Source organism: Shewanella sp. SW32 (assembly GCF_025653365.1).
GTDB classification, from domain to species: Bacteria; Pseudomonadota; Gammaproteobacteria; order Enterobacterales; family Shewanellaceae; genus Shewanella; species Shewanella oncorhynchi.
The window spans coordinates 18,253-33,688 of the sequence record NZ_JAKKSJ010000046.1; the positions used below are offsets into that span (position 1 = coordinate 18,253).

Here is a 15,436-nt window from a genome sequence, read left to right on the forward strand (position 1 = left end):
GGCTGAATTGATGTTGCACTATTCGACGCTTGGTTTTTTCGACACCATATATAAGCGGAACAAAGCGACGTTAACGAATAATCCAATAAAAGACATAAAAGTATCCGCTAACATTTGCACAGGTAATCCGCCCATGGATGCTAACCCAGAAAGCTGGCTACCTATGACGGAGAGTGGTAAATATAACATCAATAATGCAATGGTTTTCAGTACGATAGGGCCACTAAAACTAAAACTACCCTTAATCGCTTCTAGCGGTGTTAAGCGCTCAACCACAACCATAAAGTTAACATAGGCTAAACGCGCAAAGAGATAGAAGCTAATTACCAATCCTACCAGCCACACTGGACCGAAGGCGGCAAACAGCATCACTGGTGCTAAAATCGCTAGACCAGAAAACACCCCAGCCAATAATAATGGTGGAACAAACGGTAAACTCGCCTTCAACACCACTCCCGCTGAAGGACTATGCCCTTGTGAGCGCAGTTCTAAAAACAGAGTCAAAGCGGCAATTAATACCGAAAAAGTAAGTAGTAACAGCATCATGGCGATCATATGCGGAGCGCCAAACTGTGGGTTTTCTAGATCAACTTTACTCATCTCTATACCAAGCCATAACTGGATCCCCACTTGGATCAAGAGTAATGGGATCGTCAGCATAGCGAGTTGCGCCAGATGATTACGGAAGAAGTTATAGGCTTCTGACAAAATTGCGGATAGTGACATGCGACTTTCCAAATAATTGAAATGAATTAACACTTAGAATTGCCGCTAAGGATACCGAAAATCCCTTGGCAATGCACAGTAGAAATCACCAGTGTGAACCGTAAATCACAGAAAACTACTGCAACAAAAGTGACAAACCCGCTAAACTGTCCAGCGAACTCGTGCGCAAACCATCAAAGGACGCTTCCATATGAAACACACTCTGACCTTCTCTATCCTCCTCAGCACTTGTATTTTAGCGGCGCCCGCCAGTGCAGGCTGGTTAGATAACTTGGCAGGAACTCAAGCCAAAACTGAAAAAGCGACCACTACAGCAGCGGCAACTCAGTCGAATGATTTAGTTGGCAGCGTCATGTCACAATTGGGTTTAAACCAAACTCAAGCCGAAGGTGGCTTAGGCAGTTTATTAGGCTTAGCGCAATCAAGCCTAGGAACAACCGACTACTCAAAACTGGCTGCCAGCATTCCTAATGCCGATAGTTTGCTCGCCGCTGCGCCTAAATTGGACTCAAAATCGGGTGTTTCTGGCTTATTATCCAAAGCGGGTGATTTAGGTTCATCACTGCAAGGCAGTGCTATGGTTTTAGACGCCTTTGAAAAATTGGGCATTTCTAAAGATCTAGCAATGCCAATGATCAACATAGCTAAGTCTTACTTAGATACCAATGGCACTGAAGGCACCTCAGACTTACTGGTGAAAGGTCTGAACTCGCTACTGTAATTCAGTCTTACCTCACCCTAAGCAATACAAGGTTTAGGGTGAACTTTCACTTCCCAATCGACTCTACTTTATATTCCCTCCAGCATGAGAACCGCCAAATATGATTGCGAAATTAAGACGATTTTTTGAAGCTCATACTCAAGCAGTCTCCCCTGAAGACAAGGCACATCAACTTAAACTGGCCGCAGCGAGTATGTTACTTGAAGTCGTATTTGCCGATGAGACCTTAACGGCAGAGGAAGAAGCCTTATTACCTAAGCTGCTAACCGATACCTTATCAATGTCAGAAGTAGACGCTAAGATACTGATTGATGAAGCTAAAAGCGTACAAGGCAGCGCGACCTCACTCTTTGAATTCACCTCAGCCATTAACGCTGAATTTAGCCTAGCGCAAAAGCAGCAATTGCTGCTCGCAATGTGGCAACTGGCCTACGCCGATGGCCAGCTATCCCAATATGAAGACCAGATCATTCGACGCACCGCCGATTTGTTGCACCTCAAACACAGCGAGTTGATCCAAATGCGTAATCTTGCCATAGCTGCAACCCAACAAACTGGCTAGCCACATCCACTATTCAATCAAAGTGCAAATCAACAAAAGCCCATAAAAAAGCGTGAATGCGAAACACCCGTTCCCCATTCACGCGATTGCTTTCTTAAGACTAAATTGATATCGCTCTTTGGCTAAAAATATTTTTACTGCCGCCCTACTCACCAAAAAACTAAGCGAAACAAAATTCTAAGCTAACGCTTTACCGATTTCATATCCCGAACCGTGTAATTCAGTCAACTTAGTCCTTAGCCCGCCCATCTCCATCTTCAATCCTTTCTTAGTCGCTAATTGAGATAACCAACTGGTTTTCTCCTCATCCTCAATCGTATCCCACTCATCTAGAACTTTGTAAGATAAGCATAATAACGCAGCAAGTTTTGAAAATGGGTTTGAATCCTTAGGGTGGTCTTGATACAAAATGCCTTGCACTAACGCTGGTGTAAACTTCCAATTTTTCGCTAGTAATGCGCCAATATCCGGGGAATCATATCCGAGTAACTCGCGCTCAAACTGATGCTTATCTTTACCCTGCGCCACAGCTTCGGCAATTTTCGCCGCATCTTCAGGCGATACTGCCGCAATCAATAAATCGCCAATACGATGTAAGATACCGCAAGTAAAAGCTTCTTCTGGGACAGCACCACAACGCTTTGCCATTTCTTGACTATAAAGCGCAATCTCAAAGGTTTGCCCCCAAAACTGGGCTAAATCTATTCCTTCACACTTAGGGACTGCACCAATCACCGCCGATGCGAGCACTAAGGTTCGTAAGGTTTGCATCCCAAGACGCACAACAGCTTCATCGATAGTACCAACCTCTCGACTACGTCCATAGTGGGCACAATTAGCAAGGCGTAACACCCTAGCGCTGATTAAGGGATCGTGTGAAACTTTAGTGGCAATGCTTTTTACTGTCGCATTGTCATCATTGACCGCATCTAACAATTCACTGATCGCCTTAGGTAACCTAGGTAACTCATCGACACGATTGAGCAACGCAGCTGAATCCATATTTATTCTCCTTCCGTATGAATGATCAAAATATAGAACACAAGTTATCGCCTCGCTCACCGAGATACATTAAATATCAGTAATGTGCAGTCCTTCGGCAACAAAGCTTGGCGGCCATCAGACTTAAGGTTTACCTCTTTGTTTCATGCAATTTAATCGCACTCAATCATATCCAGTTTCGAAATCCACTAAGCCACACAAAAAAGCCCCAAACTCTTATGACAATAAAAAGTTCGGGGCTTTCTTAATTAATCCATCATGTTGATTTAGCCCCAGAGGGTGCGAATATTACTCAGGTAACGCCAAACTTTGTTTGCGACTAATATGGGTCTTTTGCCACCACAAAAATGGCGCGACCACTAAGATCAACACAAGCACGTAGGACATACTTGCACCTAGGGCAAAACCTAATACTAAGCAAAACGCACAACCCAGCGCCACCAGCGGCCAATTGTGCCGTGGTAATAACTTAGCGGCAGCGAGCATAGCCATCAAATAGATCACCACAAATACACCGTTGCTCCATGCGATAAGGTGCTCTAGCTCTTGCCCGGTAAGGTAAGTCAGTACAATCACGCTTGCCATCACAGATAACAGCGCAGCAAGTGCTCGAATGGGCACTCCGTGGGCATTCTTAACGGCAAAGAAGCGCGGTAAAATGCCTTCACAACTAAAACTCCAGACCAGACGTGCCGCACTGGCCGCATACACGTTAACGGTTGCCAATCCACTTGCGATACCTAACACACCAATCACTTGCGCACCGTAACCACCGAGCAGTTGGTCAAACACGCCGATCATGGCGACACTTTTATCTGTCGGCACTAATAGCAGTAAAAGTGTACAAGCCACATAAATCACCCCCACCAGCACTGTGCCCATCATCATAGCGGGGATCATATCCTGCTGCGGACGACGAAAATCATCGGCAAGATGGGTCATAGCTTCTATACCCAAGAAACTCCAAAAAGCGATGCCAGCGGCAATCATCACGGTCGGCATTTCAGGCATACCATGGCTAGCAAGTGTCGTGAGATGACCTTGCTGAAAACTACTCGCACCAAACAAGACCACAACAACGGCGACGATGCAAAGTGTCAGGCCAAATTGCAGCTTAGCCGACACTTGGATGCCTCTTAAATTAATCAGAAACAAGCCAAAAATCACGAGTATTTCAACACCAACCTTGGACCAACCCGATATCGGGATTAAGGCATTCACAAACTGAAAGGTCATCAAAATCGCGGCCGGCGCCCCCATGGGCACAACCAGTAAAAAGATCAGTCCAATTGTTCGACCAGCAGTGCGACCAAAGGCTTTTTCGACAAAGTAAGCGGGGCCTGCGGCATGGGGAAATACACTCGCTAAACGACCAAAGACCAGTGCCACAGGAATAATGGCCAAGGTTAACAAGATCCATGCGACTAAGGCGCCAGAATGCGCTTTTTCAATAGTCATCTGAGGCAAAATAAATACCCCTGTACCGAGCAAAGTGGTCGCCATTAAACCCGCACCTTGCCAACGACCTATAGTTCCGCTATTTGAATTCATCTGTTAATATTCTGTGGTTTTTGAGCTGTCAGTATAATGAGATTTCGCCCTACAATCTGCCGTTAATTTCAGTGTTCTCCACGTCCAATACCGGCAAAATCGCGGCAAATAGCGTTATTTCCATCAAAATGACGGTCAGTTTAAGATTTGATGCAATTTTAAGCCAAAATACTCAGCAAATTCTGTGGTTATTCAAACCAATGGCAAAATAACACACAGATTCAATATAGCCATTTTCACTGGAGTCACCCTTGGATAAATTCGATACGGCCATCATTCATAGTTTGCGTCAGGATGCACGCCAGAGCGTGTCGAATATCGCCGAACAGGTCAATCTATCCCGTAGTGCGGTTGCCGAGCGCATAAAAAAGCTCGAACAAACAGGAGTGATCCGTGGCTATCAAGTGCTCTTGAGTGAGTCGCAAAAAGAAGGTGTATCGGCTTATTTCGAAATCCAGCATCAATGTCCACGTTGCGCCGACGTGGTACACGTATTCCAAGCGATCCCCGAAGTGATTACCTGCCGTGGTATTTCTGGTGATATGGATTTACTCGTGTACGTGCATGCGCCCTCGATGCGCCGCCTGCATGAGATCCGTGAGTATATCGACACTCACACTGACATCATCAAGATCAAAACCCATGTGGTAATGAGTGAATGGATTAATAACCTCGGCGAGTAAATCGTGCCTCCCTAAAACAAGAAACGCCACCCTTAGGAATAAGGTGGCGAGGCCCGTTTGGAGGCAGGGCAAAATATTGAAGTGTAAAATATGGCATCCTTGCCCAGCGACCTCCCTGTTACACAACCAACCGCGGCTAGACTTAACCCTTGAGAGCTCAGCCAGCGCCGCAAGGGCCTCATCTACAATGTTTTCCTTTGACATTGTTTCCGCGATCCGTCGATTCCATTGATTATTATGATTTTTTCGTCATTAATTAACGGTACGCATTAAGCGATCGTCATTTGTCCTGTATAGAGTATGAAGTTACGTAGCAGTAATACCCCGATCAAGCTCAAGCAAGCCGTCCCCGCCACATAGGCCCATTTCCGTTTAGATGTCGCCGTCATAAACAGATTCATCGCCAATGGTCCAGACAAACCGAGTCCAATAATACCAAGCCAGAAAATCCATCCCCAGAAACCATACCCTAAGGCATTAAAGGCGGCTATTTTACTCTGTCCACCTGTTAGCACTAAGCCCATAAAGAAGGTAAAAATCAGCACGATTTCAACTAAAATCAGTGGGATTTCAACCTTGTGGATAAAGTGCACCTCTTTGTCATTAGGTTTGCCATTCATCAACACGCCACCGAGTAAAGATGATGCCGCACCGGAAGACAAACCAGATGCCAAAAACAGCAGAGGTAACACAGGATTTTTAAGCATGGGATAGCCTGGCAAGGCCGAGAGCAGGAAGCCTGTATACGCGCCCAATGCCAAGGATAGAATCACGAGCAATCCTGTAATTGTCGCTTCAAATCGAGCCAATAATGCGGTCAACTTAAGCACAATAGGAAAGCGTGTTTCACACCAAGCATCAACAGGTTTACGGAAGGTTAAACCAATCCACATAAACATGAATACTTGGTAAATCAGCAGAATAAGCACGCCCATCGACATGACAGATTTAGGGTTGTAGAACACCAAAATCTTCCAAAAATCGAGAGGTTTAGTTAAGTCTGCGACCAATATCCCTAACCCGGCCATCACAGCTACAGGCGCGACAATACAAGCGGCTCGCACAAAACCAGACTGATAGGCGTTTTGCTTCAAAACAAAATGTTTCAACAGTACGGCGAAGAACATGGCTCCCGCAGATACACCCGCTAAAAACAGGTAAATTGCAATCGGCCAATGCCACACTAAGGTATCAAAATGTAGGGCACTCATAGTATCACCTCCCCTGATTTTGCAACGATACGGAACAATTTAGGTCTCGTTCCAAGATCAACCTTAGTGCGCTGGGTTGGATTAGACCGCAGAACTTGAACAACCTCAGAAGTCGGATCTTTTAAATTACCGAACACGAGTGCCTTTGTTGGGCAAGCAGCAACACAGGCAGGTTGTTTACCTTGAGCTAGGTTAGTTTCTCGGCAGAAATCACACTTATCCGCCGCATGGGTGACAGGATTAATAAAACGGACTTGATAAGGACAAGCTGCAATACAGTATTGGCAACCTACGCATTTCCATGCATCGACAGAAACGATACCCGTTTCTTTATCAATAAATGCAGCTCCAGTTGGACATACATTTACACAGGGCGCGTCTTCACAATGTTGACAAGACTTGCGACTAAAGTGATAAAACTGATTAGGGTATTCGCCAAAGGGTCCCGCTTGCTTAATTTGAAGCCTAGAAACACCTTCGGGTACATTATTCACTTCACGACAAGCCACCTCACACGCTTGGCAACCTATACACTTAGTTTCATCATGAATAAGTGCATATTTGACATCAGGTTCTGCTTTAACGCTATCCGATGCATTCACTGTAGCGAGTAATGATGCACCTGTAGCGCCGGCAAATAAGGCACAGGTGCCTTTTAGAAATCTTCTTTTTGAATTTTCCATAACCTTACTCCTGCTTGCCAGTGTGGCAACTGCTACATAGCTCACTGCGAACCTTCGGCGTCATATCCGCCATTGGATCCGTTGGGCTATGTAATTTATGGCAGGCGGCACAAGGCACTTTTTGAGCATGTACGTTATGCGTCCAATCTGCTCCACTGAGTTTTTTCTTGGTATGACACTTCTGACACACTCTCAGCTGAACCGTCAGATCCGACGATTCTTCCATACCAAAGACCACCATATCATTCGGTTTCTTAGGGTGATCGCCCTTTTCTCCATGACAGGAAGAACAGCTCATTTTCATCGCATCTTGACCATGATGCCCTAACATTTGACCATTACGCTTGTGACACTTCATACAAGCATCACTGTTAATTTGATTGGCTGGCTCAGCACTCATTGCAGAAAAGCTTAAAAGCAACGCAGCAGCACCTAAGCGTAACGACCACAGCCATTGTCTTTTGGACATAGGAAGTCCTCACATTTATCCGTAGGAAGGTAAAGAAGGGGTCGAGTTCGGATAATTCCGAACCCGACGGTCAAGATCACACAGCCAAGGCTTGCTTAAGACTCTGAGTATCCCACTGTTTATGCTGGTTCATTTCAATGAAACTGATATTGAACTTGCTAAACAGTTTTTTCAGTGGTGAGTTAGTTTCTTTGCCAAAATCACTGATAACCATTTTCACTTCAGATGAATCATGGTCGATCAATACATAATCGAGTCGGCATTCATGATTTAATTCCGTATCATGTTTGTCCATCTCAAATACAGTGTCTAATGGCACGTTACAACAAACATCGTATTTACCTTCAACAACTGTTTTTAATGATTTAAAAAAATTGAAGCTTTGTTTATCAAACAATACTGGTTTAAGTTTCATCTCATGATGTGCGGCTTCATCAGGACCTGCTTTAAAAAACTTAATGCAAGTCATGACAAACATCACAAACACGAATGGTACTGCTACGAATAGTACGAAGTACATAAACGCATAGCTGAGAATGACTGAAGTATTCATACACGCCTCCAAAAACTAATTTATTTTTTGTTATCTCCTTTAAAGCAACTTTAGTATTATTTGAAAACACTTATCTTTTCTTGACACATGTCACACTTGCAAATAACAACTTAAATATAAACAATGATTTACACGGCACATCACATTGCAAAATTATGTAAATCTTAAATGCAAATATTGATAATTGATAATTCAGCATTTGCATTTTAAATATGTAAATATCAGTTTTTGAAATTTTAAATTTTATGAAAAACCATTTTAAATATTAAAAATAAAACAAAAAAACCTTTGATACACATAGATAAAATCTAGATCCAAAACTTGGGATTAGTTTCACATTAAAATTATTAATTAGCACCATAATTAGGCGTTGATTTAAGTATTTGCTCAATATTAAGGAATATAAAAAATGCATATTAGTAACATGGATGGCCTCGATATTCTGAGTTTAAAAATACTTGTTTCATTATATGAGAACAAGTCAGCAACCTATGTATCGAAAGCGCTAGACATTCCAGCTCCTAAAATCAGCCGTAGCCTTAAAAATCTACGGGAAATTTTTGGTGATGAGTTATTTATTCGTCGTAAATATGGCTTATTCCCAAATGAGTTTGCTACTCATTTATATCCAATTGCAAAAGAAGCAATTGAGTGTACTGATAAGTTTCAAAAAGCCAGAATAGCAAACACTCGCCAAGTTAAAACACATGTCGAAATTGCAGCACCAGGATTAATTGCCTACACCTTCCCTAAAGCCTTGATGCAGGCTATTAAAGAAGAGCAAAAACCCATGCACATTAATATAAACCCTTGGTCTATGCATACGACTCAAGACATTATTAATGGTGATACAACCCTAGGTATTTGTTGCAATAAAAGTGCTGCCGATGTTGCCGCCTTCGGCGATAAACTGCTAACGACTGAATTGCAACGTATGGACAAACTCTACCTGATTGCTAGCAGGCATCATCCTATTTTTAAACGGGAAATCACCCTAGAAACGATTGCGGAATACCCCTATGTCAATACGGATCTTGGTAATCCCAGCACCAAATTGAGTCCATACCAAGAGTTTTGCATAACGAATGGCATTAAACTCAATACTGAAATTACCATTACCAGTATTTCAAGTTTGTTTGAATATCTAGGCGAAAGTAATGCAGTCTCCCTATTGCCTTATCGGATAGTTTACGAAATGGTGAGCGATATTCCTGAACTGCATACGTGTCAACTATCCCAGTATGAAGCAGAACGTTTATATGCAGATACAGAAACCCCAACGATTTTCTTAGTGCAAAAAAATCAGCCTAATGCAATCAATGAGGACTTGAAATGGTTAAGCGGAGAGATTAAAAAAATCGTCGATCGTATTATCTAGCCAAGCAATAGCTCAACATATCCAAACAACAAACCACCGATACACGAGGTGACAGGCATCCTCTGCCTTAGCTTAGGCTCCACCTCAGCCCCCATGCGATCCACTCGAGAATTGTTAAACCAAGCATACATCTTGGAGCATAAACACGTTACACTAAGCCCATCTTTATCCTAATAGATTCAGCTATGCGGACCGAAAATACAGCCACTCTTAATCTTATTTGGGGCGCCCTTATTCTTGAGGAGTTAGCACGTCTTGGCGTGCAACATGTGTGTATGGCACCGGGCTCGCGCTCAACACCGTTAACCCTCGCCGCCGCCCAGCAAACTAAACTCCAGCGTCACTTACATTTCGACGAGCGTGGGCTTGGCTTTATGGCCTTAGGTCTAGCAAAAGCTAGCCGCGCACCGGTCGCCATCATTACGACCTCAGGCACAGCAGTCGCCAACTTGTACCCTGCCATTGTGGAGGCGTGGCTGACCCATGTACCTTTAATCGTCTTAAGTGGCGATCGTCCGCCAGAATTACTCGGCTGCGGTGCCAATCAAGCCATAGTCCAACCGGGAATTTTTGCGAATTACGCCACTCAAGTGAATTTGCCAACACCGGATATACATATCGCACCGCAAGCGTTGCTTACCACAGTGGATGAAGCGGTGGCGAATCAAACTCGCCCAGTGCATATCAACTGCATGTACCGTGAGCCCTTGTATCCGAGTGAACTCGGTGGCGCGATTCTCGATGCCGAATCACCTTACCTCAAACCATTGCAAACTTGGCTGCAGCTCGCACGCCCGTATACCCAATACGGTAAGAGCAAACAGGTGAGCAGCCCAAGTGACGATGCCATTATGCGGTTCGTCCACGGTAAAGGGGTGATCGTTGTCGGTACTCTCACGCCTGAACAAGATCCACAGCAACTAATTGCCCTATCGCAAAAAATCGGCTGGCCATTACTTACCGATGCCCAGTCGCAACTGCGTCAGCATCCCGCAGCGATAGGTAATATTGATCAACTGTTGCAACATCCAAGGGCGCGCAATCTATTGCAGGAAGCGGATCGTGTACTCGTATTCGGCGGCCGTTTATTATCAAAACGCTTGATAGGCTATCTCGCCGAGCAAAATTGGCACAGCTATTGGCAGGTTTTACCAGGACAAGACAGGCTTGACCCTAGCCACAATGCTAAACACATTTGGCACGCGAATGCACAGCAGTTTGCGGCCTTAAATTGGTATCGCTCATCCTCAGCAAACTGGGCGAATACCCTAATCACCTATAACGATGAATTACATAACTTATTTGTGCGCAATATCGACCAAGGGGAATTTGGTGAAGCACAAGTTGTGCGGGCCATCGCCAATACTCGTCCGCTAGAACAACAGCTTTTTATCGGTAATAGCCTGCCTGTACGCTTGTACGACATGTATGCCCCTGTCAGTTGTTGTACGGCAACCACTTATACTAATCGTGGCGCATCAGGTATTGACGGATTACTCGCCACCGCCTGCGGTATTGCGGCCCATGAAGGCAAACCCACGAGTTTAATCATCGGTGATTTATCACAACTGCACGATCTTAACTCGCTGGCCATCGCTAAAGGCTTAACCAGCCCGCTGGTGATCGTGATCCTCAATAACGATGGCGGTAACATCTTCAACTTATTGCCCGTTCCCAATGAACAAGTCCGTAGCGATTATTATCGACTCAGCCACGGTTTAGAATTTGGCTACGCCGCAGCTATGTTTAATTTGCCCTATAATCAAGTGGATAATTTAGCCGATTTTCAAGATAGCTATAATGAAGCGCTGGATTTTCAGGGGGCTTCGATCATTGAAGTCAATGTAAGTCAAACACAAGCCAGCGACCAAATCGCCGAGCTCAACTTGTGGGTGAAACAAAGCTAATGCCAACCATGGCCCGTTACGGCAATTCTTCACTACCGACCTTAGTGTTACTGCATGGCTTTTTAGGCACTAAGACAGACTGGTTGCCGTTAATGCCTGTGCTAAGCCAGCACTTTCATTGTATTTGTTTTGATCTGCCGGGCCACGGGGATAACCAAAGGGAGTTGAAGCCAACCGAATTAGATGGATTTAACCAATGTGTTGAAGATGTGTTGGCACACCTGAATGGCCTTCATATTGGTCAATTCCATCTCTACGGTTATTCTCTCGGTGGCCGTATTGCTCTGCACCTTGCCAAAGCCTATCCAGAAAGACTACTGAGCCTAAACCTCGAATCCTGCCATCCTGGACTTACAGACCCGCAAGAAAAACTTGCCAGAACCAAAAATGATACCCAGTGGGCCGAGCGTTTACAGCATCTGAATAGCAAAGACTTTTTAAGCTTGTGGTATCAGCAGCCCGTATTTACCGATATGACGGCTACCAAACGAAAAACCTTAATCGAGCATCGTTCTGCAGCATTAGATCTGCATCCGAAACAGCGGCTGAAAGAGGTATTCATAGCCACCTCACTCGCACACCAAGCATCGATGTGGGATGTACCTTTGCAGCTTACCTGTGAGTGCCATTTCTTTGCGGGCAACCAAGATGCTAAGTTCCACGCCCTCGCCCAAGAGTGGCAATTACACACGCCCATCCTCGTCCATAGTATTCACGGCGCCGGCCACAACATACACCAAGCTGCTCCCGAGGCATTAACCTCAAAAATAGTGAAGTTGCTAGGGTAATGACAGAATTAAAATGTAGGAAATATATGATATTAACTTCGCTTAACCTGTATCAATATCGACTACCGCTCGACGTATTATTGCCCGTCGGCAAGCAACGTATCGATCACAGAGCGGGATTAGTACTACAAGCCAGTGCTAATGTTGGTGGCGAGCATAGACAAGTCGAAGTTGAAATTGCCCCACTCTCTGGCATAGATGTCGATGAACAAGCCTTGATGGGGTTCAGCCGTGAAACACTCACTCAAGTGCAAACGGCTTTGACTGGATTATTACCCCAACTCTACGGTCAGCATATTGATACATTGCTGGAATGCGCCGAGCAAAGTCCTTACCCTTCTTTGGCCTTTGGTTTAAGTCTGTTACATGCCAAGTTAATGGGCAAACTCGATGCCATCCGTCCACAAACGGCCACAGTCCCTTTGATTTATCATCCAACGGATGCCAGCAAAGACTTGCTCGATAGCAAAATTGCCGCCCTTGGCTGGAATGTTCGCTCGGTTAAAGTCAAAGTCGCGCAAACTTCAATCGAAGATGAACTAAGCCTGATTTATGGCATTTTGCGTACCCGCCCCGATCTCAAATTGCGTTTGGACGCGAACCGAGGGTTTACACTTGAGCAAGCAATCGAATTTGCCGCTTGCTTGCCCCTAGAGACCATAGAGTACATTGAAGAACCTTGCCTGAATCATCATGATAATCATGAATTTTATCAAGCAATTGGTATACCCTACGCCCTCGATGAATCGCTCAACGATCCAGAATACCAGTTTGTAATGCAAAATGGCCTGACTGCGCTTGTCATCAAACCTATGCTGCTCGGCAGTATCGAAAAACTAGCTAATTTAATCGATACGGCGCAAAGCTATGGCGTACGTTGCATTATCAGTTCGAGTCTAGAGAGCAGTTTAGGCATTAATGATCTGGCTCATTTAGCCGCGATTCTCACTCCGGATGAAATCCCTGGGCTCGATACCCTCAGCGCCTTTAGCCAAGATTTAGTCGTGTCATCGGGCAAAAAATACTGCCTCACACTCGCGCAACTTGAGCCAATTGCACTGCCCGCCATTGATTCAATGCAACAAAATAATGATACAGCTACAAGTGAGGGAAACGAGTTTGTCTAATGCCAGCCTATCAAAACCGCTTGCACTGTCACCCGTGCACCAAGCTGCGCTTGCGTTTCCACAGCAGACAGCCATCAAGTTGGCGGGGCAAGACATTAGCTACTCAGAGCTTAGCCAGCGCGTTATCGCACTGGCTAAGCAGCTAAGCGCTGCGGGGATCTCAAAGGGTGAACCGCTCGCCTGTATTGCTAGCAATAATCTCGAGATCATTTGTCTCTATTGGGCCTGCATCGATATAGGAGTAATCTTTTTTCCTATCTCGCCACGTTTTCCCCTCGCGCAGATCCAAGGCTTAGTTGATCAACATCAGATCCGCTATATTTGGAGTGCTGAGGTTTGTGAACTACAGAATTGCCATCACTTGCGCTTAAATTTCAATTGCATTAGCAGTGACTTGGTCCAGCCTGTCGACTTTACTCGGCCAGCTAATGTGATTTTAACTTCAGGCTCTAGTGGCTTTCCCAAAGCGGCGGTGCATTGCTTAGCGAATCATATTGCCAATGCCGAAGGTGCCCGCAGCTTAATCCCACTTAAACAAGGTGATGCCTGGCTACTCTCCTTGCCCTTATTCCATATTGGCGGTCTTGCGATATTAAACCGCTGTGCCTTAGTCGGTGCCAGTGTTGTCATACCAGATCAAGCGCTTAGCCTTGGTCAGCAGATTGACCAAGATCAGTTGACTCACATATCTCTCGTTCCCACACAACTGAGCAAGTTACTCGCCGATACGAGCAGCAAGCTTAAAAGTATCAAAGCCTTATTACTTGGTGGCGGCGCAGTCTCAATCGACTTACTCGAACAACTTAAGCAACGCAATATCGCCAGTTACACCAGTTACGGCATGACGGAAATGAGCTCGCAGATCACCACAGGTCACGCTTTAAGCGACGGCAGCAGTGGCAAATTACTCCCCAAGCGTGAGCTTAAAATCGAAGACGGTGTAATTTTGGTGCGCGGCGCATGCCTGTTTATGGGCTACCTCACCGCGGATGGAATACAAAAGTGCGTTGAACAAGACGGCTGGTTTTACACCAAAGACAAGGGCGAATGGGACGAAAATGGTAATCTGCACATTCTTGGCCGCGTCGATAATATGTTTATCTGCGGCGGCGAAAACATCCAGCCAGAAGAAATCGAAGCCGCACTTAAACAGCACCCACAAATAGACGATGCAATCGTTTTCGCCATACCAGATGTACAATTTGGCAATCTCCCTGCCGCCATCATTCGCGGCAGTTTAACCCACCACCCAGAGTCGATTGCAAATACGCTCGAACTGTTCCTTGCCAACAAAATCGCCCGCTTCAAACGTCCAAGACAATATTATTCATGGCCAGAAAATAATGAACAAATAGGACTGAAGGTGAACCGAAAATCCTTGATCCGTGAGCTAACAAAAACAAGTTAGTCCACTAAAAATCAAGGCTAAGCTCCTGTAATTCTTTAAGCTGTAAACTCGCAGGGAAAAAACGTTGGATAAATGTTTGCTCATCAATAGGACGAGAAAAACAAAAGCCCTGTCCAATTGTACAGCCAAGCTGTTGCAACAATACTAATTGGGAATTTGTTTCAATACCTTCTATCACTAACTCCATATTAAGTGCTTGTGATAACGCTATCACGCTGGATATTGCGGCTTGGCACCTAGGCTCAACACTAAGTTCACGCACAAAACAACCATCTAATTTAATTTGTGAGAAAGGCAATTCGCATAAACGTGCCAATGAAGAATGTGCAGCACCAAAATCATCAATCGCCAATTCAAATCCTAGCATTCGCAAACGGATTAAATTCTCCATATTTACTGCTGGCGCAGCCAACAGGCCTCAGGGCAAGATCACGAACATTTAACGCGCACTTTAACATAACTGATTGACCGCGATCTTCCGTTGTGATCAGATACTGGCTTTTACGCGGAGCCAGTTTATGAACATCGATATTTTTGCAGAGCACTTTTCAGAATTAGAAGACCCAAGGCAAGCATCTAAGGTCGTTTATCCCTTGTTTGACGTGGTGTTTTTAACGCTGTGTGCAGTTATCGCAGGCTGTGAGGGCTGGGAAGATATTGAAGATTT

17 protein-coding genes are annotated in these 15,436 nt (G+C 44.9%); 9 read left to right on the forward strand and 8 right to left on the reverse strand.

All coding sequences use genetic code 11. The features are described from left to right. Positions 1 to 18: 18 nt before the first annotated feature. Entirely contained in the window at positions 19 to 726 is a 708-nt protein-coding gene (locus L5M28_RS20770; RefSeq protein WP_105250588.1) for a hypothetical protein, read from the reverse strand. A gap of 190 nt (positions 727 to 916) precedes the next feature. Here L5M28_RS20770 and L5M28_RS20775 point away from each other — a divergent pair, with 190 nt between their 5' ends. Together L5M28_RS20775 and L5M28_RS20780 are read left to right on the forward strand one after the other, a co-directional pair. Then, entirely contained in the window at positions 917 to 1,447 is a 531-nt protein-coding gene (locus tag L5M28_RS20775) for a DUF2780 domain-containing protein (RefSeq protein ID WP_168827259.1), read from the forward strand. Between the two features lie 100 nt (positions 1,448 to 1,547). Continuing rightward, positions 1,548 to 2,009, forward strand: a complete 462-nt coding sequence (locus L5M28_RS20780; RefSeq protein WP_105250590.1) for a TerB family tellurite resistance protein — start codon at positions 1,548 to 1,550, stop codon at positions 2,007 to 2,009. A gap of 177 nt (positions 2,010 to 2,186) precedes the next feature. Here the strand turns inward: L5M28_RS20780 and L5M28_RS20785 are convergent, their stop codons facing one another. Next, positions 2,187 to 3,011, reverse strand: a complete 825-nt coding sequence (locus tag L5M28_RS20785) for an HDOD domain-containing protein (protein ID WP_131525752.1) — start codon at positions 3,009 to 3,011, stop codon at positions 2,187 to 2,189. A 288-nt stretch (positions 3,012 to 3,299) separates the two neighbouring features. Further along, positions 3,300 to 4,562, reverse strand: a complete 1,263-nt coding sequence (yjeH, locus tag L5M28_RS20790) for an L-methionine/branched-chain amino acid transporter (RefSeq protein WP_113940284.1) — start codon at positions 4,560 to 4,562, stop codon at positions 3,300 to 3,302. A 251-nt stretch (positions 4,563 to 4,813) separates the two neighbouring features. Between yjeH and L5M28_RS20795 the strand changes: the two genes are divergently transcribed. Then, entirely contained in the window at positions 4,814 to 5,245 is a 432-nt protein-coding gene (locus L5M28_RS20795) for an Lrp/AsnC family transcriptional regulator (RefSeq protein WP_006079646.1), read from the forward strand. A 269-nt stretch (positions 5,246 to 5,514) separates the two neighbouring features. Here the strand turns inward: L5M28_RS20795 and nrfD are convergent, their stop codons facing one another. The 4 genes from nrfD to L5M28_RS20815 form a co-directional block, all read right to left on the reverse strand. Further along, positions 5,515 to 6,456, reverse strand: a complete 942-nt coding sequence (gene nrfD / locus L5M28_RS20800; RefSeq protein ID WP_105250593.1) for a cytochrome c nitrite reductase subunit NrfD — start codon at positions 6,454 to 6,456, stop codon at positions 5,515 to 5,517. Continuing rightward, entirely contained in the window at positions 6,453 to 7,139 is a 687-nt protein-coding gene (locus L5M28_RS20805) for a 4Fe-4S dicluster domain-containing protein (RefSeq protein WP_105250594.1), read from the reverse strand. Before L5M28_RS20805 ends, nrfD begins: the two co-directional genes overlap by 4 nt. 4 nt (positions 7,140 to 7,143) lie before the next feature. After that, positions 7,144 to 7,608 (reverse strand): cytochrome c3 family protein, encoded by a 465-nt coding sequence (locus L5M28_RS20810; RefSeq protein WP_105250595.1) that lies wholly within the window; start codon positions 7,606 to 7,608, stop codon positions 7,144 to 7,146. Between the two features lie 76 nt (positions 7,609 to 7,684). Beyond that, positions 7,685 to 8,161 (reverse strand): DUF2726 domain-containing protein, encoded by a 477-nt coding sequence (locus tag L5M28_RS20815; protein ID WP_105250596.1) that lies wholly within the window; start codon positions 8,159 to 8,161, stop codon positions 7,685 to 7,687. Positions 8,162 to 8,570: 409 nt separating this feature from the next. Between L5M28_RS20815 and L5M28_RS20820 the strand changes: the two genes are divergently transcribed. From L5M28_RS20820 to menE, 5 genes are all read left to right on the forward strand, one after another. After that, entirely contained in the window at positions 8,571 to 9,539 is a 969-nt protein-coding gene (locus L5M28_RS20820; RefSeq protein WP_105250597.1) for a LysR family transcriptional regulator, read from the forward strand. A 185-nt stretch (positions 9,540 to 9,724) separates the two neighbouring features. Continuing rightward, complete coding sequence (menD, locus tag L5M28_RS20825) at positions 9,725 to 11,446, forward strand: 2-succinyl-5-enolpyruvyl-6-hydroxy-3-cyclohexene-1-carboxylic-acid synthase (RefSeq protein ID WP_263204310.1); 1,722 nt, start codon at positions 9,725 to 9,727, stop codon at positions 11,444 to 11,446. Then, positions 11,446 to 12,234: a 2-succinyl-6-hydroxy-2,4-cyclohexadiene-1-carboxylate synthase gene (gene menH / locus L5M28_RS20830; protein WP_263204311.1), complete on the forward strand. Its 789-nt coding sequence runs from the start codon at positions 11,446 to 11,448 to the stop codon at positions 12,232 to 12,234. Before menD ends, menH begins: the two co-directional genes overlap by 1 nt. A gap of 26 nt (positions 12,235 to 12,260) precedes the next feature. Next, the gene (gene menC / locus L5M28_RS20835) at positions 12,261 to 13,361 is read left to right on the forward strand and encodes an o-succinylbenzoate synthase (protein ID WP_263204312.1); all 1,101 of its coding nucleotides are present in this window, start codon (positions 12,261 to 12,263) and stop codon (positions 13,359 to 13,361) included. Further along, a complete protein-coding gene (gene menE / locus L5M28_RS20840; protein WP_411569191.1) occupies positions 13,324 to 14,769 on the forward strand; it encodes an o-succinylbenzoate--CoA ligase in 1,446 nt (481 codons plus the stop codon). Before menC ends, menE begins: the two co-directional genes overlap by 38 nt. 4 nt (positions 14,770 to 14,773) lie before the next feature. On the opposite strand, the gene L5M28_RS20845 is transcribed toward menE, so the two are convergent. Then, the gene (locus tag L5M28_RS20845; RefSeq protein ID WP_263204314.1) at positions 14,774 to 15,181 is read right to left on the reverse strand and encodes an EAL domain-containing protein; all 408 of its coding nucleotides are present in this window, start codon (positions 15,179 to 15,181) and stop codon (positions 14,774 to 14,776) included. 106 nt (positions 15,182 to 15,287) lie between these two features. Here L5M28_RS20845 and L5M28_RS20850 point away from each other — a divergent pair. Further along, the coding region (locus L5M28_RS20850; protein WP_263198011.1) for a transposase family protein at positions 15,288 to 15,436 on the forward strand (149 nt) is incomplete at its 3' end.

Bases quoted from the DNA above. Each gene is read 5' to 3' on its own strand.
- L5M28_RS20770 (WP_105250588.1), bottom strand. From the start codon at position 726: ATGTCACTATCCGCAATTTTGTCAGAAGCCTATAACTTCTTCCGTAAT.
- L5M28_RS20775 (WP_168827259.1), top strand. From the start codon at position 917: ATGAAACACACTCTGACCTTCTCTATCCTCCTCAGCACTTGTATTTTA.
- L5M28_RS20780 (WP_105250590.1), top strand. From the start codon at position 1,548: ATGATTGCGAAATTAAGACGATTTTTTGAAGCTCATACTCAAGCAGTC.
- L5M28_RS20785 (WP_131525752.1), bottom strand. From the start codon at position 3,011: ATGGATTCAGCTGCGTTGCTCAATCGTGTCGATGAGTTACCTAGGTTA.
- yjeH (WP_113940284.1), bottom strand. From the start codon at position 4,562: ATGAATTCAAATAGCGGAACTATAGGTCGTTGGCAAGGTGCGGGTTTA.
- nrfD (WP_105250593.1), bottom strand. From the start codon at position 6,456: ATGAGTGCCCTACATTTTGATACCTTAGTGTGGCATTGGCCGATTGCA.
- L5M28_RS20805 (WP_105250594.1), bottom strand. From the start codon at position 7,139: ATGGAAAATTCAAAAAGAAGATTTCTAAAAGGCACCTGTGCCTTATTT.
- L5M28_RS20810 (WP_105250595.1), bottom strand. From the start codon at position 7,608: ATGTCCAAAAGACAATGGCTGTGGTCGTTACGCTTAGGTGCTGCTGCG.
- L5M28_RS20815 (WP_105250596.1), bottom strand. From the start codon at position 8,161: ATGAATACTTCAGTCATTCTCAGCTATGCGTTTATGTACTTCGTACTA.
- L5M28_RS20820 (WP_105250597.1), top strand. From the start codon at position 8,571: ATGCATATTAGTAACATGGATGGCCTCGATATTCTGAGTTTAAAAATA.
- menD (WP_263204310.1), top strand. From the start codon at position 9,725: ATGCGGACCGAAAATACAGCCACTCTTAATCTTATTTGGGGCGCCCTT.
- menH (WP_263204311.1), top strand. From the start codon at position 11,446: ATGCCAACCATGGCCCGTTACGGCAATTCTTCACTACCGACCTTAGTG.
- menC (WP_263204312.1), top strand. From the start codon at position 12,261: ATGATATTAACTTCGCTTAACCTGTATCAATATCGACTACCGCTCGAC.
- menE (WP_411569191.1), top strand. From the start codon at position 13,324: ATGATACAGCTACAAGTGAGGGAAACGAGTTTGTCTAATGCCAGCCTA.